Here is a 21,915-nt window from a genome sequence, read left to right on the forward strand (position 1 = left end):
GAACCTCCCCAGGCTCTGTATGACGTCCTCAATCGACAACCTCACTGCCAGAATCGGCTGCGTAAATAACGCGTTAACCGCACGCTAACCGCGAGCGACCCCTTCACTGCGCCAATAAGGCATCAGTGGTGTGCGCCGCTCTCTTTTATCTGGCCTCTCGTAAGGTATCACAAGTGATGTGACTTGCTTGATGAGGGAGTCTTCTTCTTACTGCATAAATATGACGAGACGTTCACTCGTCAGGAAATCTTCCAGCGGATTCCCAAATTAGCGAGAAACCCTGTTCAGGTCAAATACCCATGACGAGCAGGCACTTTAGGGATAATATTTGCTTATGTTTATGAAATAAAAGGATTTAATTAATAAAAAGAAGATGTTGGCAGGAGCAGGGGATAGGTTGAACTGTGAGCTGTATCACTATGCTAATAGCGGGTTTTTATGGCTGCATGCTGATATAGTCTTAATTTGTGGCATCTTATTCTGTTTCGCGCCTTTTTTTTACTTTATGACACTGTTTTCATTTTACGGTCATCTTTTAATGGAATTAACCTCGCGGATAAGAAAAATTAATCAGGAATAATGTGATTTTATTTTCATTAAAAACGAATAAACATGCAGCTGCATAAACTGGGGCGTATTGATCGGGGTCATCGCCGTTAATGGGCGAGAAAGGTAGGCTGATTTTTTGTGAAATGAAGAATCAGAATATGCAATTGCAAAAATTAATCAATATGTTTGGTGGGGATCTTCAGCGTCGTTATGGAGAAAAAATCCATAAACTGACGTTGCACGGGGGATTTAGCTGCCCAAACCGCGACGGTACGCTGGGGCGGGGCGGTTGTACTTTCTGCAATGTGGCGTCATTTGCGGATGAACAGATGCAACAGCGCAGTATCGCTGAACAATTAGCGGCACAGGCTGGCAAGGTCAACCGCGCAAGCCGCTATCTGGCCTATTTTCAGGCGTATACCAGCACTTATGCCGAAGTGCAGGTATTGGCGTCCATGTACCGGCAGGCGCTGGCGCAGGCTGACATTGTGGGGTTATGCGTCGGCACCCGACCGGATTGTGTACCGGACACAGTGCTGGACTTGCTGGCTGACTACCATGAGCAGGGGTATGAAGTCTGGCTGGAGCTGGGATTGCAAAGCGCCCATGATCGGACACTACGGCGTATCAATCGCGGGCATGATTTCGCCTGCTACCAACAGACGGTGCAGCGAGCTCGTGCCAGAGGGCTGAAAGTATGCAGCCACCTGATTGTCGGCTTGCCCGGTGAGCGCGATGAACATTGTCTGTCGACGTTGCAGCGCGTTGTTGAAGCCGGTGTCGAGGGGATTAAATTGCATCCGCTGCATATTGTGACCGGCAGCGTGATGGCGAAAGCCTGGCAAGCGGGCCGACTGGCGGCACTGCCGTTGGAGCACTATGTGTCGATTGCCAGTGAGATGATTCGTCACACCCCGCCCGATATTGTTTACCACCGTATTTCTGCCAGCGCCCGACGTCCGACGCTGCTGGCGCCATTGTGGTGCGAAAACCGTTGGACAGGCATGGTCGGCATTCACGATTACCTGCAACAGCATGGGACGCAAGGTTCCGCGTTGGGGCAGCCGTTTCATTATTCGACACGCTAAATTCGACACACGCATTACCGACATTCTCATTACCCGACACACTCATCTTCGTGGCGGCTCGCAAATCGACCGCTCATTTACCACGCACATGATTTTTTTACGGTATGATTTGCGTGTTGACGACTAAGGAACACTGTTATGAGGCAAATCAGGCTGTTGGCGCAGTATTACGTTGATTTAATGGTCAAACTGGGGTTGGTCCGGTTTTCCCTGCTACTGGCGTCGGCGCTGGTTTTGCTGGCGCTGGTGGTACAAATGGCGGTGACGCTATTGCTCACCGGCAAGGTGGAAAATATCGACGTAGTACGCTCTATTTTCTTCGGTTTATTGATTACGCCTTGGGCGGTTTATTTTTTGTCGGTGGTGGTCGAGCAGCTTGAAGAGTCTCGTCAGCGCCTGTCCCGGCTGGTGGCCAAACTGGAAGAAATGCGCCAGCGCGATCAGGAACTGAACGAACAGCTACAGGGTAACATCAGCCAGCTCAATCAGGAGATTAGCGATCGTATTAAGGCGGAAGAAGCCCGATTGCTGATGGTTTCCAAGTTGCGCGAAGAAATGGCGCGTCGTGAGCAGGCACAGGTTGAACTGGAGCAGCAATCGGCGCTGCTGCGCTCTTTTCTTGATGCCTCGCCAGATCTGGTCTACTACCGCAATGAAAATAAAGAGTTTTCCGGCTGTAACCGGGCGATGGAACTGCTGCTCGGCAAAAGCCAGAAGCAACTGATTGGCCTGACGCCGAAAGATGTTTACCCCCCCGATATTGCTGAAAAAGTCATGGAAACCGATGAGAAGGTGTTTCGTCACAACGTTTCATTGACCTATGAACAGTGGCTGGTTTATCCGGATGGGCGCAAAGCCTGTTTTGAACTGCGTAAGGTGCCGTTTTACGACCGAATGGGAAAACGGCATGGGCTCATGGGGTTTGGTCGCGATATTACGGAGCGTAAGCGCTATCAGGACGCGTTGGAGAACGCCAGCAGGGAAAAGACCACCTTCATCTCTACAATCAGCCACGAGCTGCGTACGCCGCTTAACGGCATTGTCGGTCTGAGTCGTATCCTGCTCGATACCCATTTGGATACTGAGCAGCAGAAATACCTGAAAACCATCCACGTCAGCGCCATTACGCTTGGCAATATCTTCAACGACATCATCGAAATGGATAAACAGGAGCGACGTAAGGTCCAACTGGATAATCAGCCGGTGGATTTTGTCGGTTTCGTGGTGGATCTGGAAAACCTCGGTGGATTGCTGGCCCAGCCGAAAGGCCTGCAACTTGAGATGGAACTCCACCAGCCGTTGCCGAAGACCATCATTACTGACGGCACCCGGCTGCGTCAGATCCTGTGGAATCTGCTTAGCAACGCGGTGAAATTCACGCGAGAAGGCCGAGTGGTGGTCCGGGTCTGGCACGAGCAAGGCAATCGCCTGCGCTTTGAGGTGGAGGATTCCGGTATGGGGATCCCAGCCGACGAGCTCGAAAAAATCTTCTCCATGTACTATCAGGTCAAAGACCAACATGGCGGCAAACCGGCGACCGGTACCGGTATCGGGCTGGCGGTTTCTAAGCGCCTGGCACAGAGCATGGGCGGGGATATCCACGTCACCAGTGAGTTGGGTAAAGGTTCCTGCTTTACGCTGACGGTAACGGCACCTGTGGGCGATAGTGATGAATCCGATGACGATGAGCAGGATGAACTGCCGCTGCCCGCGCTGCATGTGCTGTTGGTGGAAGATATTGAGCTGAACGTCGTCGTGGCGCGTTCGGTACTGGAAAAATTGGGTAGCAGCGTCGAGGTGGCGATGACCGGGCAGGCTGCGCTCGACATGTTTGATCCTGATGAGTTCGATTTGGTGTTGTTGGATATCCAGTTGCCGGACATGACCGGGCTTGATGTGGCACGCCGTCTGCGTGAGCGCTATGCCGGACAGTCGATGCCGCCGCTGGTCGCGCTGACGGCAAACGTACTCAAGGATAAAAAAGAGTATCTGGATGCGGGCATGGACGACGTACTGAGCAAACCGCTGGCGGTACCGGCGCTGACCGCCGTTATTCAGCAATACTGGGATCATCATGCACAACCGGAACAGGAAGCCGTGGCGGTGGATACCGGGTCGTTGCATGATCGTATTCTGGATGTGCCGATGCTGGAGCAGTACCTGACGCTGGTGGGACCGAAACTGATTCACCAGAGCCTGGCCATGTTCGAACAGATGATGCCCGGTTATCTGGCGATTCTGGACTCCAACATGACTGCCCGTGACCAGAACGGCATCGCCGAAGAAGGGCACAAAATCAAAGGGGCGGCGGGTTCGGTCGGGCTTAAACATCTGCAACAGGTTGCGCAACAGATTCAGACCACGACATTACCGGCATGGTGGGACAACGTACAGGAGTGGATTGACGAGTTGAAACACGACTGGCAGCAGGATGTGCAGGTATTGAAAGACTGGGTTTCGGAGGCTGAAAAAAAATGACCCCGACCGAAGCCGGGGTGCGCGAATTATGCGCCAACACCAGGGAAAGTGGTACACCTGCGTTCGCTCTCAGATGTCATTGGTACGCAAGCGTTTTTGAAATCCCATCATCTGGCAACACACACCATAGCAAATATGGCGCTGTTTGTTACAAGAATCATTAAAATGTGTGATGTAGATTAGTGTTTGTCAATCAAAAAATCAATTAGTTGATGTAATGAAATGAGGGATAATTGATGAAAAAAGTGGGCGTCGTACTCTGTGGGTGTGGTGTTTATGATGGTTCAGAAATTCACGAAGTTGTCTTGACTCTGCTTGCAATCGATCGCGCAGGGGCTGAAGCCGTCTGCTTTGCGCCGGATAAAGAACAGCTGCATGTTATTAATCACTTGAACGGTGAGGTGACAGGTGAGAAACGCAATGTTTTAGCGGAGTCGGCGCGTATTACCCGTGGAAAAATCCAGCCATTATCCAGTGCCGATCCCCAACAGCTTGATGCGCTGATTGTGCCTGGCGGATTCGGTGCAGCAAAAAATTTGAGTGATTTTGCCACCCGTGGGGCGGACTGCGAGATTGATAAAGAACTGAAAATACTGACACGTGAAATTCATAAGAAAAATAAACCAATTGGCTTCATTTGCATCGCGCCGGCCATGTTGCCAAAACTGCTCGATACCTCTGTGCGGCTTACAATTGGTAACGATATGGGAACCGCTCAGGCGATAGAAGCGATGGGTGGTGTACATGTTGAATGCCCAGTGGATGACATTGTTGTTGACGTTGCACATAAGGTTGTGACGACGCCGGCCTATATGCTGGCTAACTCGATTAGCGAAGCGGCCAGCGGAATTGAGAAACTGGTGGCGCGTGTTTTGGAACTGGCTGAATGAGGCCAGGCGGGCGTCCTGGGAAAGGGGGACTGGCGCGCATGGCTGTTTCGATACGTCGCTGGGTGTGGCGTATCTTACTGGGTGTCGTCGCCATATGGCTGGCGGCAATCCTGCTGTTTGCGTTTCTGCCGGTTCCTTTTTCCGCCGTGATGATCGACAGGCAACTTAGCGCCTGGTTGAGTGGTGATTTCAGCTATGTGGCCCATTCTGATTGGGTATCGATGGATGACATTGCTGCTGTCGCACCTCTGGCCGTAATTGCCGCAGAAGATCAGAAATTTCCCCAGCATTGGGGGTTCGATTTCGATGCGATTTCGGCGGCACTCAAACATAACGAGCAGTATGAAAACCGTATTCGCGGCGCATCGACGCTGTCGCAGCAGACAGTAAAAAATCTCTTGTTATGGGATGGTCGCAGTTGGTTGCGTAAAGGTCTTGAAGCTGGTTTGACGGTTGCGGTTGAGCTGGTGTGGACTAAGCGTCGTATCCTGACGGTTTACCTGAATATTGCGGAATTCGGGCCTGGAATTTTTGGTATTGAAGCGGCCTCTCGCCAGTTTTTTAATAAACCGGCGAGCCGGTTGACGGCATCAGAAGCGGCGTTGTTGGCGGCGGTGTTGCCGAATCCTATCCGTTACCACGTCAATAAACCCACAGGTTATGTCATACGACGTCAGCAATGGATCTTGCGTCAGATGAGGCAGATCGGCGGAGAGCATTTTCTGGAAGCGAATAGACTCTATTAACAAACCTGATTAACCGGCAGGTGTTTTTCTCAGGCCGTTTCCGTTTTCAGGGGCCTGTTCGGAAATTATAACAGCCTGAATGGAGATAGAAGATGCCGTATGGCATGGCTTTTTTAATATCGCTGCTACTGTGTGGACTGATGGTGTCTGCCGACGCGGCTTCTGTCAAAACAGACAATTCTGCTTATGTATTTTTGCATGCGGATAGTCTTGCTCAGGTAAAACAGCAATTGCGTAATCAGGCTGTACCTGCACAGCGGCAACTCGCTTATCAGCAATTGCTGCGGGCTGCAGACAGTGCGATGAAAAAACCTGACCTGACGGTTACTCAAAAACTTTCAATACCGCCGGGGGGCGACCGTCACGACTATCTGAGTCTGGCGGCATACTGGTGGCCTTCTCCACAGCAAAAGGACGGCCTGCCTTGGGTGCGACATGACGGTAAGGTAAATCCGGCGACCAAGGGTGAACAGACCGATGCTGTCCGTCTGGCGACGTTTACCGATAGGGTACATGTGCTGGCGCTGGCCTGGTACTTCTCTGAACGGCCTGAATATGCCAATAAAGCCATTTCCATGATTCGTACCTGGTTTATCACGCCTGACACGCGGATGAACCCTAACCTGAATTATGCACAAGCGATTCCGGGCAGGAATGAGGGGCGCGGCGCGGGTGTCCTTGATGGGCGTTTTTTCGCTACCCGTATTGTGGATGCGTTAGCCATCGTGCAGCAGGCACCGGGGTGGACTGCCAATGACGATAAGCAGATGCGTCAGTGGATGACGGAGTACCTGCACTGGCTGCTGACAAGCCATAACGGCAAGCAGGAAGCGGCGGCGAAGAATAATCACGGTAGCTGGTATGCAGTACAGGTGGCGGGTATTGCGGCCTATCTGGGGCAGACGGAAACGGTAAAGGCCATGGTGGCATTGCAGCGCCAGAAACTCGACCATCAACTGGCGGCTGGTGGCGCGCAACCAGAGGAACTGGCGAGAACCCGGTCGTTCCATTATAGCGTTTTCAATTTGCAGGCTGTCAGTTGGATGGAGACCCTCGCCGAGAAGTATGGCGAGAATCTGTGGCGGTATCAGACACCTCAAGGGGAAAGCCTGTTGTCGGCGCTCGATTTCGTTGCCCCTTATCTGGATGCGTCCAGGCCCTGGCCTTATAAGACGATAGGGCGTGAACGTCGCGACGGTAGTCCGTTAATTCCACTGATGCTGCAGGCTGAACGGGCTATCGGCGCTCCCCGTTATCGGGCTGTTATCCGACAGGCCGGGTTTACGTCGTTGCTGACCGGGGAAGCGCAGGGGAAAAATGACGCCCCAGCCAGTGTGGATGCCCGGCGAAGTATCTGGTTGTTGTCGACGCCACCCTTTGGGGGAACAGGCAACGACGTCATCATTAAGTAAGAAAGTAAGCAAGAACGTGCTGTCGGCAGGCTATTGCACCCGGTGTTTACCGTGAGGGTTTTATATCGAATGGTTATGGCGGCCAGTACGTGGCCGCCATGTAAAGCGTTGGGGTTAGTCGAGATAGCTGAACGCGGTCGTTACATGTTTGACGCCACCGACCTTGCTGGCTATCTGGGCGGCTGACGTCGCTTCGCGGCGAGTCACCATACCCAGCAAAAAGACTTCGCCATTTTCGGTGGTGACCTTCACATTGGATGATTTCACCAGGTCGCTGGTCAGCAACTGAGAGCGCACTTTGGTGGTTATCCAGGTATCCATGGAGGCGGTACCCAGTGAAATCGGCGTGCCTTTGCGAATTTCGTTATACACTTCGGTAGTGCCTTCCACGCCCATCGCTATCTGTTTCGCCCTGCTTGCCAGCTCTGTATTAGGGGCCTGGCCGGTCAACAGAACCTTGCCCTGATAAGCGGTGACAGAGACTCGTGCTTCTTTGCCTAATTGTGCATCCTTACTCAGCGCGTTAGATACCCTGACTTCCAGCGTTCCATCGTCGACCTGGGTGCCGACAGTCCGAGGGTCGGTCGCGGATTTGGTTGCAACCGCCGCGCTACCAATCGCGACAGCACCAATACAGCCTTGCAGCATCAGACAAGCAGACAGCAGGGCAATACAAGGGTAGATCCTCATGGGGTGCTCCTTAATCGTTCTGGTGTGGAAAAAGCGTGTTATCAATCAAATCGCACAAACAATTGACCGTTAGCATATGCATTTCCTGAATACGGGCGCTACGGTGCGACGGGATACGAATTTCCACATCCTGCTGCCCCAGTAAACCCGCCAGCTCACCACCATCGTAGCCGGTCAGCGCTACAATAGTCATGTCACGCGTAACGGCGGCTTCTACCGCTTTGACGATATCGCGGCTGTTGCCGCGTGTAGATATCGCCAGCAAGACATCGCCAGCCTGACCCAGCGCCCGTACCTGCTTGGCATAGACCTCTTCATGCAAGCGATCGTTGGCGATAGCGGTTAAGACCACGTTATCAGCATTAAGTGCAATCGCAGGCAGACTAGGCCGTTCGGTTTCAAAACGATTAATCATACTGGCGGCAAAATGCTGTGCGTTGGCGGCAGAGGTGCCGTTACCACAGCACAGGATTTTGTTGCCATTGAGCAGTGATTGCACCATGGCCAGCGCTGCGCGCGAAATGGCGTCCGGCAGTGCTTCTGCCGCAGCAATCTGGGTTTGAATGCTTTCCGTGAAACAGACTTTAATTCTCTCCAGCACGTTCAGTTAACCTGTTTTGAAGTTGAAAATCGTGGTGTGTTGAACATTCATAGTGTGTTGAACATTCATACATCGTGTGTCGAATATTCAAGGTGTTAATCCGGTTGCCCAAACGCATTCGGCAACCATTCCACCTGTGAGCCGGTTATTGCCAGAACATCAAAGCGGCAATCGGTGGCGTCGAGACTGGCACCCTGACGGGCCAGCCAGACTGACGCGGCGTGCAGCAACGATCGCTGTTTTTGCCGGGTGATACTGGCCGCCGCGCCGCCAAAATCGCTGTTACGGCGGTAACGCACCTCGACAAATACCCAGCTGTTGCCATCGCGCATGATCAAATCCAGTTCGCCGCCTCGCACCGTCACGTTGGCGGCGACAAAAATCAGCCCGGCGCGTTCGAGATGGCGTCGGGCTAATTGTTCGTAGCGATCGCCGGTGTTACGCCGATTCAGGAGGCGGGCACCAGTTGTCCCTGACGGAACTGCAGCCAGGTGAGTTTACGTTTGACGACACAATCCGGCGTGGTACTCAGTATACCGGTCGCGCCGGAAATCGAACTTCCCGGCTGGTGCAACTGTGCAAAGTTGCTGGCCAGTTTCCAGGCATCCATCCCCATGGCGAACAGCCGTACCAGAGAATAGTCGTTACGGAACTGTGTGCTGACTTGTTGCATCAACGCAGGGCTTGCTCCGGTCAGCAACGGAATATCGCTAAACTGCAGCCCTTCCATTTCAAACCGGAAGTCTGGTCCCAGACCTGCCTGAAAGCTGCGTGAACTGGCGTAGAGTGCTGGGTGCAGCGCGCCTTTGTTACGCATGTCGATCATCGGCTTGATCAGGGTGAGTTCATCAGGCGTGGCGATGATGTAAACCGCATCCACGTTACCATCGCTGGTGACGTTGGCTATTGGCGGTGCCTGATTCGGGATAGTCAGACCGCCAACGGTGGTAGACGATGACGGCGCCGACGTTGCGGTTATCACCGGTTGTCCATTGAGCGCAAGGCCAGCGCCGCTATTGATCGCCTGTTTCAGGTCATACACGCCGCCGGTGCGCTGTTGCAGGACCACACCGCCTGACTGCTGTTGCCAGGATTTGGCGAAGGCAGCCACTACTCTATCACCCAGATTACCGCGTGGGGCCAGAATCAGTGGGTGTTGTTTGCCCTGTTTGTGGATGAACTCGGCGGCATCGGCCGCTTCGTCTTCCGGTGACAGCGCGAAATAACAAATGTTGGCATTCGGCTGGACCTGCTCCGGCTGGTTAAGCGCCAACACATTCAGTGATGGGTTGAGTCTCGGTAGCTGTTCCACTTCGTTTTTAAGCAGCGGGCCGACGATAGTCGTGGCACCGTCTTTTTGCGCCTGGGCTATCACGTTGGCTAGCGGCTGATTGGAGGTGTCATAGACTTTCACCGGAATCGTGCTGGCTGACGCCGCCGTTGCCATCGGTATAGCGGTTGCCGTGGCGGTAGGAGCAGGTGCTGGTGCTGGCGCTGGCGCAGAGATTGCCGGGATAGACGGCATCGTGCTATTGGGGGTCGCGGTGGCTGACGCTCCAGCAGTGGCGATATTCGCCGCTTGCGCTATCTGGGCGGGTTGTGCCGGCATTGCCAGCGATGCCTGGCCGCTTCTGGCCGCGCTAAAACCTTGCTGAATCGCATTCGCGAAGACCTGTGCCTGCCCGTTTAACGGCAGCAGCAGCGCGATAGCGTTACTGCCCGCAGGGGCAGTTTCGCCGGCAGGTGTTGTTGTCGCTGCCGGCGGGGTACCGCCTAACTGTGACGGCAGTTGTTTAGCCGCCGGGTGGCGTGGATAACGTTTTTTCCAGTCTGCGATGGCGGCTTGCAGATCCGCCGGGACTTGCGCTTTGGTCTGCCAGAGATTCAGCAGATCCAGCCAGCCTTGCAGGGTATATTCATCGACATTGATGACCATCGAACCGAGATCCTGCTGGGTTAGCTGGGTCAATGCCGTCCAGGTCTGGTCTATATTGCGCTGATGCGCATCCCCTTGTAGCAGCGGTTCCAGCCCGATATAGGCACGAATCAGCGTCAGAGATGAGTGACCCTGAGCGGCGTTGATCTCTGTCTGGTAGTAGCGTTCCTGTAGTTGAGGAGAGAGCGATTTCACGTCCAGCTGTGCCAGCGTGGTGTTCGCCGCGTTCATGTCGTTCTGCGCGACGGCCAGTTCAGCTGTCAGCAGACGTTGCTCCTGGCGCTGTTTGTCACTGAGCTGCGACGGCAATGCGCTTAACTGGTTGCCCGCTTGCGGGAGTTTGCCTTCCTGAATCAGGGCATGAATCGCAAGTAATTGCCAGTCAGCCTTGCTATCATCACCACTTTGCTGCATCTGCTGCAGGTAGTAGTCGGAAGATGCGCCGGCTTTGCTCTCCACGCGTTGTTGGGGCGCGGTGCCTTGTGGGGCCTGGCTGGGACAGCCAGCGAGAAACAGAGCCGCCAGCATAACAGGAACCAGACGACCTGCATGGGTACGGACAGAATTTAACGGAAGCATACTGTATCCAGTGATGTTTTAACGATGCTCAATATTAAATCGGCAAACCGGATGAAACAATGAATCAAGACCAACAAGCTCAGATTTCCGCCTCCACGCTGTACATTGTTCCCACGCCTATCGGCAATCTGGCGGATATCACGCAGCGAGCGTTGACGGTACTGCAACAGGTTGATCTTATTGCAGCAGAAGATACCCGGCATACTGGTTTATTGTTACAACATTTCGCCATTAATGCGCGCTTGTTCGCACTCCATGACCACAATGAGCAGCAAAAGGCAGAACAATTGCTGGACAGACTGCAGCAAGGCATGAGTATCGCACTGGTGTCGGATGCGGGTACACCGTTGATTAACGACCCCGGTTACCACTTGGTTCGTCGATGCCGTGAGGCTGGCGTGCGTGTCGTGCCGTTGCCGGGGCCGTGTGCAGCGATCACGGCGTTGTCTGCCGCTGGTTTGCCATCGGACCGTTTTTGTTATGAAGGTTTCCTGCCAGCAAAAACTAAAGCGCGTAAAGACACTTTGCGTGATTTGCAGGAAGAGGCGCGTACGCTGATTTTCTACGAATCAACCCACCGGCTGCTGGATAGCCTGCAGGATATGGTTGAGGTGTGGGGGGCGGATCGCTACGTGGTACTGGCTCGGGAACTGACCAAAACCTGGGAATCGCTGTACGGCGCGCCGGTGGGGGAATTGCTGGCCTGGGTACGGGAAGATGAGAACCGCCGTAAAGGCGAGATGGTCTTGATTGTGGAAGGGCATCAGCCTGATGAAGACGCGTTGCCTGCGGCGGTGTTGCGCACCCTGCAATTGTTGCGGGCAGAATTGCCGCTGAAAAAAGCGGCGGCGCTGGCGGCAGAGATTCACGGTGTGAAAAAGAACGCACTTTACCGTTATGGGTTGGAACAAGAAAACGGTGAAGGTGCATCGGAAGATGACAAGTAGGACAATTTGTCCTATTATCCGCGCCGAAGTTGACCAGACAGTCGCCGCTTCGTCGTCGTCCTCCGTTAGGGGGAGACGGGCGGAGGGGAGGAAAGTCCGGGCTCCATAGGGCAGGGTGCCAGGTAACGCCTGGGGGGGAAACCCACGACCAGTGCAACAGAGAGCAAACCGCCGATGGCCCGCGCAAGCGGGATCAGGTAAGGGTGAAAGGGTGCGGTAAGAGCGCACCGCGCGGCTGGTAACAGTCCGTGGCACGGTAAACTCCACCCGGAGCAAGGCCAAATAGGGGTTCACATGGTACGGCCCGTACTGAACCCGGGTAGGCTGCTTGAGCCAGCGCGCGAGCTCTGGCCTAGATGAATGACTGTCCACGACAGAACCCGGCTTATCGGTCAACTTCACTCTTTCAGAACCCCGCCAATCGGCGGGGTTTTTTTTATGTCTTTCTCCGGTGATACGACTAAATCGTCAAATTTATTGACAATCATCATCATGGTTATCCGACTGTATCGACGAAACAGGAGGGGTAAAGTAGTCACTATCGGTACTCGCTACCCACACTATTACTAAGGATATCGTTATGAGCATTTCCCGGATGCCGGCACTGTTTCTGGGCCACGGGAGCCCGATGAATGCGCTGGAAGACAATGAATACACACGGGCCTGGCGTAAACTGGGCGAAACCCTGCCACGTCCGAAAGCAATTGTAGCGGTATCCGCACACTGGTATACCCGCGTCACCGCGGTGACGGCAATGAGCCAGCCGCGAACGATTCATGATTTCGGTGGCTTCCCGCAGGCATTGTTCGATACCCGCTACCCTGCTCCCGGAGCCCCTGACGTGGCTAAACGGGTGCAGGAGGTCCTGTCGCCCGTTGAGGTTTACGCGGATCATCAGGAGTGGGGTTTGGACCATGGCACCTGGGGGGTACTGATTAAGGTGTATCCACAAGCGGATATCCCGGTTGTACAGCTCAGCGTCGATGGTACTAAGCCACCGGCTTACCACTATGAGTTGGGTCGTAAACTGGCCGCGTTGCGTGATGAAGGCATCATGATCGTCGCCAGCGGCAACGTGGTGCACAATCTGCGGATGATCAAGTGGAGCGGTGACGGTTCTCCTTATAGCTGGGCTACCTCGTTTAACGATTTTGTTCGCAGTAACCTGAGCTGGCAGGGGGATGGCGCGGAACACCCACTGGTGAATTTCATGCAACACAATGACGCCGCGCTATCTAACCCGACGCCGGATCATTTTCTGCCATTGCTGTATGTTCTGGGCAGTTGGAATGGTCAGGAGCCGATATCGACACCGACGGACGGCATTGTGATGGGCTCGCTCAGCATGATGTCCGTGCAGGTAGGGTGAGTCACCGGCCGAAAACAGGTATCGCGTGTCAGCGCGATACCTGTGGTTGTGCAGCAGCGCTCTGGCGTTAATCCAGAATGATATGCGGATAGAAGCGGGATAAATCCTGAGTGATCAGTTCCCGGTCTTCCCGTAGCCCGATGCCGCAAGGACTATCGCCCACCAGCCAACTGCCGATAAGCGTATAGCTATCATTGAATCGCGGTAGTGGGTGGAATTGCTGCACGATAGAGCCTTCTTCGCCATAGGGGCCATCTACGGCAGCGACTTGCTGACCCTGCCGGTAAATCTGGATGTTGGCACCTTCGCGCGAAAACAGCGGCTTGACCACATAGTCACTCATAGCCGGTGGATTGTCTTCAGTGAAATAGGCTGGCAGCAGATTGGGATGGTTAGGAAACATGTGCCATAACATCGGCAACAGCGCCTTGTTGGAAAGCACGCTTTTCCAGCCCGGTTCCAGCCAGCGTACCCCCGCATCCGCCAGTTTGGTGGAGAAGGTTTCGCGTAGCATGAACTCCCACGGATAGAGTTTGAACAGGTTACCGATGGTGTTGTCCTGCAAATCGGTAAATTGCCCACGATCCCCTAAACCGATCTCATCGATATACAGGAATTGATTCGGGATCCCCGCTTCCTGTGCACAATCCTGCAAATACTGCACCGTTCCCCGATCTTCTTCCGTATCCCGGCAGCAGGTGAAATACAGTGCACCGAAACCGTGGTGGGTTCGCAGGTATTCAAAACGTTCGATCAGCTTTTCCTGCAAGCTATTGTACTGGTCCGCGTGCGGTGGCAGCAGGCCGGCCTGGATCTGATCTTCCAGCCAGATCCACTGAAAGAAGGCGGATTCGTACAATGACGTCGGGGTATCCGCATTGTTTTCCAGCAACCGGGCGGGGCTTTTGCCGTCGTAAGCCAGATCGAGACGCGCATAGAGCGCTGGCTGACGCGATAGCCATGAACTGCGCACGAAGTCCCAGGTATGGCGGGGAATTCGAAATTTGGTCAACAGCGCCTCACTGTTGACTACTTTATCGACGACCTGCAAACACATCTGGTTTAGCTCGGCGGTGGTCTCTTCCAGCTCTTCAATTTGCGCCAGCGTAAACTGGTAGTAAGCATCTTCACACCAGTAGGGTTCGCCATACAGGGTATGGAACTGAAAACCATATTCGGCCGCTTTTTCCCGCCAGTTCGGGCGTTCGTTAATCGCAATACGTTTCATGGCTGGCGACCTTATCCCCCGAAGGAGCGGCGAATCGGGGTTTCACTGCCGCCACTTGAGCGTGTACCGGTACCTGTCGCATAGCCCGCCGTGCTACTGGATTTATCACGGTTGTCCGTCATGTTAGCCGCCGGTGCGTTGTTGAGTCGGTTCACGGTATCGCCAAAGCCGCCACGGGTGGTGGTGATGCTGGACGTCGGTTTGGGCGTCATGGCGTCTTTCGGAACGGTGATGGTGCGCCCGGCGGTGGACCCGTAATTCTTACCGTTGGCATCCACATAGCTGCCGTTGGCCGGATTATTGGGGGTATTCGGGCGAAACACCGGCTGTTGAGCAAAACTATTGCCGCCCATCAGCTTACCCATCATGAATCCCGCCATGAGCGGCATCCAGAAACTGCCGCTTTGCTGTGGCGCTGCGCTGGCCGTCGTTGTCCCTGTGCTTGACTGAGCGCACTGGCTTTCGCCGAACGCCGCCACGCATTCTTCACGGGTCGCGAATTTGGGCGCGGTTCTTTCCGCCTCTTTCAGCGCATTGTTATAAGTGGTGGTGCACTGGTCTTTCATGGACGGGTTGGCACGAGAGCAATCATCTGCGTTCTGGTAGAGCGAAACGGTTTCGTCGGTTTTCTCGCAACCAGAAAGAATAAATGTGGCGCTGACAGCCAGTGCGATTGGAGCAATACGGTAACCCCAGCGTTTACGAAAACGCGCGTGGTTAATGTCTGACGTTCTTTTCATCGGTTAATCCCAGAGGAACAGGGCATCATGCCCATCATGTTAATAATAAGTATGCAGATATAAGACGCGCTTAAGCATAGGAGAAGGGGGAATGGCTTGTAAAGCATCAGGGGCGGGTACGTGCCCTAAGGAGTAAAACCAGGGGAGCCGTTCTGGTTCCCCTGGTGATGTGATTACGGTCTGGCTTTGGTGGTGGTTTTAGCGGCTACCGGCGTGGAAACCGCAGGCGGAATGTCTTCGCTGACGTTCGCTGAGGTGGAGACCGGTTTGCCCAACATGGCGTTCAGTGTGCGCAGGTCGTCTTCATTTAACGTACCGAGCGCTTGCTTGAGGTTCAGCTGGTTGACCAGGTAATCATAACGTGCACCGGACAACTGCTGTTTAGCGCTGTACAGGGTACTGGTGGCGCTCAACACATCAACGATGGTACGGGTACCCACCTGATAACCGGCTTCCATGGCATCCAACGAGCTTTGCGCTGATACCACCGCTTGTTTGTAAGCGTTGACGCTACTGATCGAGGCGGAAATATTGTTATAGGCGGAGCGCAGCGTCTGGATGACCGAACGGTGTGCGCTTTCCATGCTCTCACTGGACGCCACAAAGCTATATTGCGCCTGTTTCACTTTGGATGAGGTACCGCCGCCGCTGTAAATCGGCAACGAGAAGCTCAGGCCAACCTGATTCTGCCCCACATAGGTGTCGGTGAAGTTACTTCCAACCGCATTAGAACCAGAATAGTTGGTATTGGTGACGCCGGTGGAGGCGGTCAGACTAAGCGTAGGCAGGTGGCCGCTTTCCGCAGAGCGGATCTGCTCACGGGCCAGATCCTGGCTCAAACGGGCAGACAACAAACTGAGGTTGCGGTTTTCCGCTTCTTTCAGCAGGCCGTTCACGGCACCAGGCTGCTGTGGCGCGAAGCGATCGATATTCAGCCCGGCGAGCTGCGGATAGAATTGCCCGGTCACCTGACGCAGGGTTTCCATCGCGTTATCCAGATTGTTGCGTGCGGTCACTTCGCTCGCCAGTACGCTGTCGTATTGAGCGCGGGCGTTTTGCACGTCGGTGATGGCAACCAGGCCGACATTGAAACGCTGAGTGGTCTGGTCCAGTTCGCGGTAGATAGCCTGTTTCTGGGCGCTAACGTAAGACAGCGAGTCAATGGCGCGCAGTACGTTGAAGTAGGCGGTGGCGGTATTGAGCAGCAAGGTTTGCTGGGACGTCTGGTAGCTCACATCCTGAATACCGGCTTGTTTTTCCTGCAGAGTCAGTGCACGCCACAGCGACATATTGAAGATGGACTGGGTTAACTGCAGCGACCCGCTGGTCGCATTGCTATTGATGTTTCTGCGGTCGCGATATCCGCTGCTGTAGGTATAGTCCGCGCCTAAACCCAACTGGGGCAGCAAGGACGAACGAGCTTCATTAATTTTCTCGAAAGCCGCGTCTCGGTTGGCGGCAGCGCTGCGTAAATCCGGATTGGTTGTTTTAGCCTGCTGATAAACCTGTAACAGGTCTTCGGCCTGGCTTGCGGCACTAAAGCCAATCAGACCCAGACTGACGAGAAGTGGTAGCAGTTTCTTCATTTGCATTCCTTGTTGTGCAGCAAAGTTTTTTGGTTGCGCCATCTTGAGACGATATACCTGTCGATTCTATCAGAATCGGCTAATCGAATTAGGTGGCTGAATGTGCCATCTTTTCCTTGCGGTTATCCCAAAAGCCTATTTTACTTAGCAGTTTGGGTTTGGGCACAATGCCCGGCAGCGTGTCAGAGACTGCCCCGGCAGGATTGCCGTTTCAGGGGGCGCAAAGACATTGCGCTAAGACCTGGAACGCCTCATTCTTGCTGGTAGACTTTCCGCACCTGATTATCCGTATCGGGTTGGCACGATTGCACGATGAATATTGCACAAAACGGTGAGCGCCTGTCCACGTTTTCGCCACACAAAAATGGCTGACCCGCCGTGTTGTCCACAGGAGTTGAGTTTATGGCGTCCTCAGATACACATCCCGGTACTTTTGCCAAAGATGATGTAGAAATTATTGCACGTGAAACGCTCTACAAGGGTTTTTTTTCACTGCAACGCTACCGCTTCCGCCATCGCCTGTTTAATGGCGGTATGAGTGATGAAGTGAGCCGGGAGATTCTGGAACGTGGCCATGCCGTTGTGTTGCTGCCTTATGACCCGGTACGCGACGAAGTGGTGTTGATAGAACAAATTCGCATCGCCGCTTATGACACCAGCCCGTCACCGTGGTTGTTCGAACTGGTAGCCGGCATGATCGAACCCGGTGAAAGTCAGGAAGAGGTCGCGCGCCGGGAAGCGGAGGAAGAAGCTGGGCTGGTTGTACAGCGCTGTATTCCGGCGCTCAGTTATCTGGCAAGCCCCGGCGGCACCAGTGAGCGTCTGGCGATTTGGGTTGGCGAGGTGGATGCCAGCGCCGCCAGCGGTATTCATGGCTTAGCGGAAGAAAACGAAGATATCCGCGTGCATGTCGTCAGCCGTGAACAGAGTTACCAGTGGGTAGAACAAGGGATTATTGATAACGCCGCTTCTGTCATTGCCTTGCAATGGTTGGCATTGCACCATGAGACATTAAAAAAAGCCTGGGTGGACGGACAATGAAGCGCTATACCCCGGATTTCCCGGAAATGATGCGGCTTAACGAAATGAACTTCGCACAGTTACGCCGTCTGCTGCCTCGCAATGAAGAAGTGGGCGCGGCGGTGGTGTATCAGGTTCATAACGCCAGTTACCGTTTAACTATTCTGGAGTCTACGCGGTATACGGCGCTGGTGGAGATCCAGCAGATTGCTCCGTCGGTCAGCTACTGGAGCCTGCCGACGCTGGCGGTACGGCTCTACTACGATGCGATGGTTGCGGAAGTGTGTTCCAGTCAGCAGATCTTCCGCTTTAAGGCACGTTATGATTATCCGAACAAGAAGTTACATCAACGTGACGAAAAGCATCAGATTAATCAGTTTCTTGCCGACTGGCTAAGATATTGCCTGGCGTGTGGTTCAATGTCGGTTCCCGTGTGTTAGACATATCCACCTTTAGATTGCAGGGCGTGAGCCGCCTTGCTGCAACCCGGGCTATTTAAGGGTGTGGATCGATTAGTTAGGCAGATTGCAAAGACCCAAGGACACTATTTGGAAAGCCTGTTGACACTTCCTGTGGCGAGTGGGGCCAGAGTCAGGATTTTACAAATAACAGATACCCACCTTTTTGCCGACGAGCAGGGGACCCTGCTCGGCGTGAATACTAACCGCAGCTATCAGGCGGTGCTGAATGCTATCGCAGCTCAGCAAATGAATGTCGATCTGATTACCGCTACCGGAGATTTGGCGCAGGACCATACGCAGGACGCGTACATGCATTTTGCCACGGGTATTCGTCGTCTTGGCGCACCTTGCGTCTGGTTACCCGGCAACCATGACTTTCAGCCCGCGATGGTCGATGTGCTGGCCCGTTCGGGTATTGCACCATCCAAACATGTGCTGCTGGGCGAGCACTGGCAGGTTATTTTGCTGGATAGTCAGGTATTTGGCGTACCGCATGGCGAACTGAGCGAATACCAACTGGAGTGGCTGGATCGCAGCCTGCAAAGCCAGCCGGAACGTCATACATTATTGATGTTGCATCATCATCCGTTATCGTCGGGTTGTACCTGGTTGGACCAACATAGCCTGCGTAATGCCCACAGTTTGGATGCCTTGTTGTCCCGTTTCCCGCGAGTGCGTACCGTATTATGCGGCCATATCCATCAGGAAATGGATCTGGACTGGAACGGCCGCCGCCTGCTGGCGACGCCATCGACCTGCGTGCAATTCAAGCCGCACTGCACTAATTTTACCATTGATAATGTCGCGCCCGGCTGGCGCTATCTGGAACTGTTGCCGGATGGCGGAGTGGAAACCCGGGTCTGTCGCCTTGAAGGAAATGAATTCCTGCCAGATATGGATTCGGAAGGTTACTGATGCCCACCCTGCTTTATCTTCACGGTTTCAATAGTTCGCCGTTGTCGGCGAAAGCCACGGCGTTGCAGCAGTGGCTGGCGCAGCACCATCCCCAGATTGATATGCTGGTGCCGCAATTGCCGCCTTACCCGGCACAAGCGGCGGAAATGATAGAACAACTGGTCATGGATCGTGCCGGACGCCCGCTCGGTCTGGTTGGTTCATCGCTGGGCGGCTATTACGCAACCTGGCTGTCACAGTGTTTTCGCCTGCCTGCGGTGGTGGTCAACCCCGCGGTACGGCCCTACGAATTGCTGCTCGATTTCCTGGGTGAACAGCAGAACCCCTACACCGGCGAGCAATATGTGTTAGAGTCTCGGCACATTTACGATCTCAAGGTGATGCAGGTCGAACCGCTGGAGTCTCCGGATTTACTGTGGTGCCTGCTGCAGACCGGGGATGAGGTGCTGGATTACCGCCAGGCCGTCGCTTACTACACGGCCTGTCGCCAGACGGTGGAGTCCGGCGGTAATCATGCGTTTGTAGGGTTTGAGCACTATTTTGCGCCGATGATCGATTTTCTTGGATTAACGGTGGACTGACTCATCCTGGCGTCGCCGCGATGAACGGCTGGCGCCCCTCATCACCCCTATCCCGTTTGTCAGGTTGGTCAAACCCGTGTTGACGGGGCTTTTCATCCTGATAATCAACGCTTGGCGTGGTGCCTGCGCCACGTATAATCGCGGGATACCGTCTGACTTTCAAACTCTGACTTTCAAACAACGACAACATGCATTCTAACCATGACGCAATCAAGTTATAACGCTGATGCGATTGAAGTCCTCAGCGGGCTGGAGCCGGTGCGCCGCCGTCCGGGGATGTACACCGATACCACCCGTCCCAACCATCTGGGACAAGAGGTGATAGACAACAGCGTCGATGAAGCGTTGGCTGGCCACGCCCGTCGTATCGATGTGATCCTGCATCCTGATCAGTCGCTAGAGGTGATTGACGATGGGCGTGGGATGCCGGTGGATATCCACCCGGAAGAGGGGGTTCCCGCTGTCGAGCTGATCCTCTGCCGTCTGCATGCCGGGGGGAAATTTTCCAACAAGAATTACCAGTTTTCCGGCGGTTTGCATGGCGTGGGTATTTCCGTAGTAAACGCGCTGTCAACAAGGGTGGAAGTGACGGTACGCCGCGACGGCCAGGTCTACGACATCGCGTTTGAAAACGGCGATAAAGTACAGGATTTGACGGTGACCGGTACTTGTGGTCGCCGTAACACCGGCACCCGGGTACGCTTCTGGCCTGATGTGACGTTCTTCGACAGCCCGCGTTTTTCCGTGTTATCCCTGACGCACCTGCTGAAAGCCAAGGCCGTGTTGTGCCCCGGCGTGGAAATTGTCTTTAAAGACGGCGTGAACGATACCGAGCAGCGCTGGTGTTATCAGGGCGGTCTGAGCGATTACCTGTGCGAAGCGGTCAACGGCCTGCCAACATTGCCGGAAAAACCGTTCGTTGGCGCTATTCCCGGCGATACCGAAGCGGTGGAGTGGGCGCTGCTGTGGTTGCCGGAAGGCGGCGAACTGCTGACCGAAAGTTACGTTAACCTGATCCCGACCATGCAAGGCGGTACTCACGTCAACGGCTTGCGGCAAGGGTTGCTGGATGCGATGCGCGAATTCTGCGAATTCCGCAATATATTGCCGCGTGGCGTTAAGCTCAGTGCCGAAGACATCTGGGAGCGTTGCGCTTATGTGTTATCGCTGAAGATGCAGGACCCCCAATTTGCTGGTCAGACGAAGGAGCGGCTGTCGTCACGTCAGTCGGCGGCATTCGTTTCCGGTGTGGTCAAAGATGCGTTCAGCTTGTGGCTGAATCAGAACGTACAGGCGGCGGAGCAACTGGCGGAGATGGCTATCTCCAGCGCCCAGCGTCGTATGCGCGCGGCCAAGAAAGTGGTGCGCAAGAAACTGACCAGTGGTCCGGCGCTGCCCGGTAAGCTGGCGGACTGTACCTCGCAAGATTTGAGCAAAACCGAACTGTTCCTGGTGGAAGGGGATTCGGCGGGCGGCTCGGCTAAACAGGCGCGCGATCGTGAGTATCAGGCGATCATGCCGCTCAAGGGTAAGATCCTCAACACCTGGGAAGTCTCCTCGGACGAAGTGCTGGCATCGCAGGAAGTCCACGATATTTCGGTGGCGATCGGTATCGATCCGGACAGTGACGACCTGAGCCAGTTGCGTTACGGCAAGATCTGTATTCTGGCGGATGCGGATTCCGACGGGTTGCACATTGCCACGCTGTTGTGTGCGCTGTTTGTGCGTCATTTCCGCGCACTGGTGCAGGGTGGTCATGTGTATGTCGCCATGCCGCCGCTATACCGCATCGACCTCGGAAAAGAGGTGTACTACGCACTGGATGAAGAAGAGAAAGCCGGTATCCTCGAACAGTTAAAACGTAAGAAAGGCAAGCCTAACGTGCAGCGTTTCAAAGGATTGGGTGAAATGAACCCGATGCAACTGCGTGAAACCACGTTGGATCCCAATACCCGCCGTCTGGTACAGCTTACGGTGAGTGAGCAGGACATTGAGCAGACTATGGCGACCATGGATATGTTGCTGGCGAAGAAACGTTCCGAAGATCGCCGCAACTGGTTGCAGGAGAAGGGCGACAAGGCTGAGCTTGACGTCTGACG

19 protein-coding genes and 1 other RNA gene are annotated in these 21,915 nt (G+C 54.4%); 13 read left to right on the forward strand and 7 right to left on the reverse strand.

Translation table 11 applies throughout. The features are described from left to right. Positions 1 to 707 precede the first annotated feature (707 nt). From mnmL to DZE2538_RS01700, 5 genes are all read left to right on the forward strand, one after another. Positions 708 to 1,637: a tRNA modification radical SAM protein MnmL/YtqA gene (mnmL, locus tag DZE2538_RS01680; RefSeq protein ID WP_023638722.1), complete on the forward strand. Its 930-nt coding sequence runs from the start codon at positions 708 to 710 to the stop codon at positions 1,635 to 1,637. Between the two features lie 138 nt (positions 1,638 to 1,775). Further along, positions 1,776 to 4,115, forward strand: a complete 2,340-nt coding sequence (gene arcB / locus DZE2538_RS01685; protein ID WP_019843578.1) for an aerobic respiration two-component sensor histidine kinase ArcB — start codon at positions 1,776 to 1,778, stop codon at positions 4,113 to 4,115. Positions 4,116 to 4,351: 236 nt separating this feature from the next. After that, positions 4,352 to 5,005 carry an isoprenoid biosynthesis glyoxalase ElbB gene (gene elbB / locus DZE2538_RS01690; protein ID WP_019843579.1) on the forward strand — a complete coding sequence of 218 codons (654 nt, stop codon included), beginning with the start codon at positions 4,352 to 4,354 and terminating at the stop codon, positions 5,003 to 5,005. Between the two features lie 38 nt (positions 5,006 to 5,043). Continuing rightward, positions 5,044 to 5,751: a monofunctional biosynthetic peptidoglycan transglycosylase gene (gene mtgA / locus DZE2538_RS01695; protein ID WP_413444872.1), complete on the forward strand. Its 708-nt coding sequence runs from the start codon at positions 5,044 to 5,046 to the stop codon at positions 5,749 to 5,751. Positions 5,752 to 5,843: 92 nt separating this feature from the next. Further along, positions 5,844 to 7,163 carry an alginate lyase family protein gene (locus tag DZE2538_RS01700; RefSeq protein WP_038915423.1) on the forward strand — a complete coding sequence of 440 codons (1,320 nt, stop codon included), beginning with the start codon at positions 5,844 to 5,846 and terminating at the stop codon, positions 7,161 to 7,163. 114 nt (positions 7,164 to 7,277) lie between these two features. On the opposite strand, the gene dolP is transcribed toward DZE2538_RS01700, so the two are convergent. The 4 genes from dolP to DZE2538_RS01720 all read right to left on the reverse strand — a co-directional run bounded on the left by dolP (position 7,278) and on the right by DZE2538_RS01720 (position 10,969). Then, the gene (gene dolP / locus DZE2538_RS01705; RefSeq protein ID WP_012883064.1) at positions 7,278 to 7,853 is read right to left on the reverse strand and encodes a division/outer membrane stress-associated lipid-binding lipoprotein; all 576 of its coding nucleotides are present in this window, start codon (positions 7,851 to 7,853) and stop codon (positions 7,278 to 7,280) included. 10 nt (positions 7,854 to 7,863) lie between these two features. Then, entirely contained in the window at positions 7,864 to 8,454 is a 591-nt protein-coding gene (gene diaA, locus DZE2538_RS01710; RefSeq protein ID WP_013316039.1) for a DnaA initiator-associating protein DiaA, read from the reverse strand. 95 nt (positions 8,455 to 8,549) lie between these two features. Beyond that, positions 8,550 to 8,906 (reverse strand): YraN family protein, encoded by a 357-nt coding sequence (locus DZE2538_RS01715; protein WP_023638728.1) that lies wholly within the window; start codon positions 8,904 to 8,906, stop codon positions 8,550 to 8,552. Then, positions 8,903 to 10,969 (reverse strand): penicillin-binding protein activator, encoded by a 2,067-nt coding sequence (locus DZE2538_RS01720; protein WP_038915425.1) that lies wholly within the window; start codon positions 10,967 to 10,969, stop codon positions 8,903 to 8,905. The genes DZE2538_RS01715 and DZE2538_RS01720 overlap by 4 nt, the downstream gene beginning before the upstream one ends. Before the next feature lie 59 nt (positions 10,970 to 11,028). Here DZE2538_RS01720 and rsmI point away from each other — a divergent pair, with 59 nt between their 5' ends. The 3 genes from rsmI to ygiD all read left to right on the forward strand — a co-directional run bounded on the left by rsmI (position 11,029) and on the right by ygiD (position 13,285). Continuing rightward, positions 11,029 to 11,916, forward strand: coding sequence for a 16S rRNA (cytidine(1402)-2'-O)-methyltransferase (gene rsmI / locus DZE2538_RS01725; RefSeq protein WP_038915427.1), 888 nt, complete (start codon positions 11,029 to 11,031; stop codon positions 11,914 to 11,916). Between the two features lie 25 nt (positions 11,917 to 11,941). Further along, an RNA gene (gene rnpB, locus DZE2538_RS20050) (RNase P RNA component class A) lies at positions 11,942 to 12,320 on the forward strand. Between the two features lie 176 nt (positions 12,321 to 12,496). After that, positions 12,497 to 13,285, forward strand: a complete 789-nt coding sequence (gene ygiD, locus DZE2538_RS01730) for a 4,5-DOPA-extradiol-dioxygenase (protein WP_019843585.1) — start codon at positions 12,497 to 12,499, stop codon at positions 13,283 to 13,285. 67 nt (positions 13,286 to 13,352) lie between these two features. Here the strand turns inward: ygiD and DZE2538_RS01735 are convergent, their stop codons facing one another. The 3 genes from DZE2538_RS01735 to tolC all read right to left on the reverse strand — a co-directional run bounded on the left by DZE2538_RS01735 (position 13,353) and on the right by tolC (position 16,839). Continuing rightward, positions 13,353 to 14,513, reverse strand: a complete 1,161-nt coding sequence (locus DZE2538_RS01735; RefSeq protein WP_038912929.1) for a glutathionylspermidine synthase family protein — start codon at positions 14,511 to 14,513, stop codon at positions 13,353 to 13,355. 11 nt (positions 14,514 to 14,524) lie between these two features. Further along, positions 14,525 to 15,253, reverse strand: a complete 729-nt coding sequence (locus DZE2538_RS01740) for a DUF1190 family protein (protein WP_038915428.1) — start codon at positions 15,251 to 15,253, stop codon at positions 14,525 to 14,527. Positions 15,254 to 15,426: 173 nt separating this feature from the next. Further along, positions 15,427 to 16,839: an outer membrane channel protein TolC gene (tolC, locus tag DZE2538_RS01745; protein WP_038912932.1), complete on the reverse strand. Its 1,413-nt coding sequence runs from the start codon at positions 16,837 to 16,839 to the stop codon at positions 15,427 to 15,429. A gap of 402 nt (positions 16,840 to 17,241) precedes the next feature. Between tolC and nudF the strand changes: the two genes are divergently transcribed. From nudF to parE, 5 genes are all read left to right on the forward strand, one after another. Then, on the forward strand, positions 17,242 to 17,880 hold the full coding sequence (nudF, locus tag DZE2538_RS01750; RefSeq protein ID WP_019843589.1) for an ADP-ribose diphosphatase: 639 nt from the start codon (positions 17,242 to 17,244) through the stop codon (positions 17,878 to 17,880). Continuing rightward, a complete protein-coding gene (locus DZE2538_RS01755; RefSeq protein ID WP_019843590.1) occupies positions 17,877 to 18,299 on the forward strand; it encodes a DUF1249 family protein in 423 nt (140 codons plus the stop codon). The genes nudF and DZE2538_RS01755 overlap by 4 nt, the downstream gene beginning before the upstream one ends. 108 nt (positions 18,300 to 18,407) lie before the next feature. Continuing rightward, positions 18,408 to 19,235, forward strand: coding sequence for a 3',5'-cyclic-AMP phosphodiesterase (cpdA, locus tag DZE2538_RS01760; RefSeq protein WP_038915429.1), 828 nt, complete (start codon positions 18,408 to 18,410; stop codon positions 19,233 to 19,235). Beyond that, positions 19,235 to 19,816, forward strand: a complete 582-nt coding sequence (yqiA, locus tag DZE2538_RS01765) for an esterase YqiA (RefSeq protein WP_012883076.1) — start codon at positions 19,235 to 19,237, stop codon at positions 19,814 to 19,816. Before cpdA ends, yqiA begins: the two co-directional genes overlap by 1 nt. Positions 19,817 to 20,017: 201 nt before the next feature. Beyond that, a complete protein-coding gene (gene parE, locus DZE2538_RS01775; RefSeq protein WP_016943068.1) occupies positions 20,018 to 21,913 on the forward strand; it encodes a DNA topoisomerase IV subunit B in 1,896 nt (631 codons plus the stop codon). The last annotated feature ends 2 nt before the right edge of the window (positions 21,914 to 21,915 follow it).

Origin of the sequence: Dickeya zeae NCPPB 2538, from assembly GCF_000406165.1 — a bacterium.
Classification (GTDB): Bacteria; Pseudomonadota; Gammaproteobacteria; order Enterobacterales; family Enterobacteriaceae; genus Dickeya; species Dickeya zeae.

Bases quoted from the DNA above. Each gene is read 5' to 3' on its own strand.
- elbB (WP_019843579.1), top strand. From the start codon at position 4,352: ATGAAAAAAGTGGGCGTCGTACTCTGTGGGTGTGGTGTTTATGATGGT.
- nudF (WP_019843589.1), top strand. From the start codon at position 17,242: ATGGCGTCCTCAGATACACATCCCGGTACTTTTGCCAAAGATGATGTA.
- ygiD (WP_019843585.1), top strand. From the start codon at position 12,497: ATGAGCATTTCCCGGATGCCGGCACTGTTTCTGGGCCACGGGAGCCCG.
- DZE2538_RS01700 (WP_038915423.1), top strand. From the start codon at position 5,844: ATGCCGTATGGCATGGCTTTTTTAATATCGCTGCTACTGTGTGGACTG.
- rsmI (WP_038915427.1), top strand. From the start codon at position 11,029: ATGAATCAAGACCAACAAGCTCAGATTTCCGCCTCCACGCTGTACATT.
- DZE2538_RS01720 (WP_038915425.1), bottom strand. From the start codon at position 10,969: ATGCTTCCGTTAAATTCTGTCCGTACCCATGCAGGTCGTCTGGTTCCT.
- mtgA (WP_413444872.1), top strand. From the start codon at position 5,044: ATGGCTGTTTCGATACGTCGCTGGGTGTGGCGTATCTTACTGGGTGTC.
- DZE2538_RS01735 (WP_038912929.1), bottom strand. From the start codon at position 14,513: ATGAAACGTATTGCGATTAACGAACGCCCGAACTGGCGGGAAAAAGCG.
- mnmL (WP_023638722.1), top strand. From the start codon at position 708: ATGCAATTGCAAAAATTAATCAATATGTTTGGTGGGGATCTTCAGCGT.
- DZE2538_RS01755 (WP_019843590.1), top strand. From the start codon at position 17,877: ATGAAGCGCTATACCCCGGATTTCCCGGAAATGATGCGGCTTAACGAA.
- DZE2538_RS01740 (WP_038915428.1), bottom strand. From the start codon at position 15,253: ATGAAAAGAACGTCAGACATTAACCACGCGCGTTTTCGTAAACGCTGG.
- dolP (WP_012883064.1), bottom strand. From the start codon at position 7,853: ATGAGGATCTACCCTTGTATTGCCCTGCTGTCTGCTTGTCTGATGCTG.
- arcB (WP_019843578.1), top strand. From the start codon at position 1,776: ATGAGGCAAATCAGGCTGTTGGCGCAGTATTACGTTGATTTAATGGTC.
- parE (WP_016943068.1), top strand. From the start codon at position 20,018: ATGACGCAATCAAGTTATAACGCTGATGCGATTGAAGTCCTCAGCGGG.
- tolC (WP_038912932.1), bottom strand. From the start codon at position 16,839: ATGAAGAAACTGCTACCACTTCTCGTCAGTCTGGGTCTGATTGGCTTT.
- yqiA (WP_012883076.1), top strand. From the start codon at position 19,235: ATGCCCACCCTGCTTTATCTTCACGGTTTCAATAGTTCGCCGTTGTCG.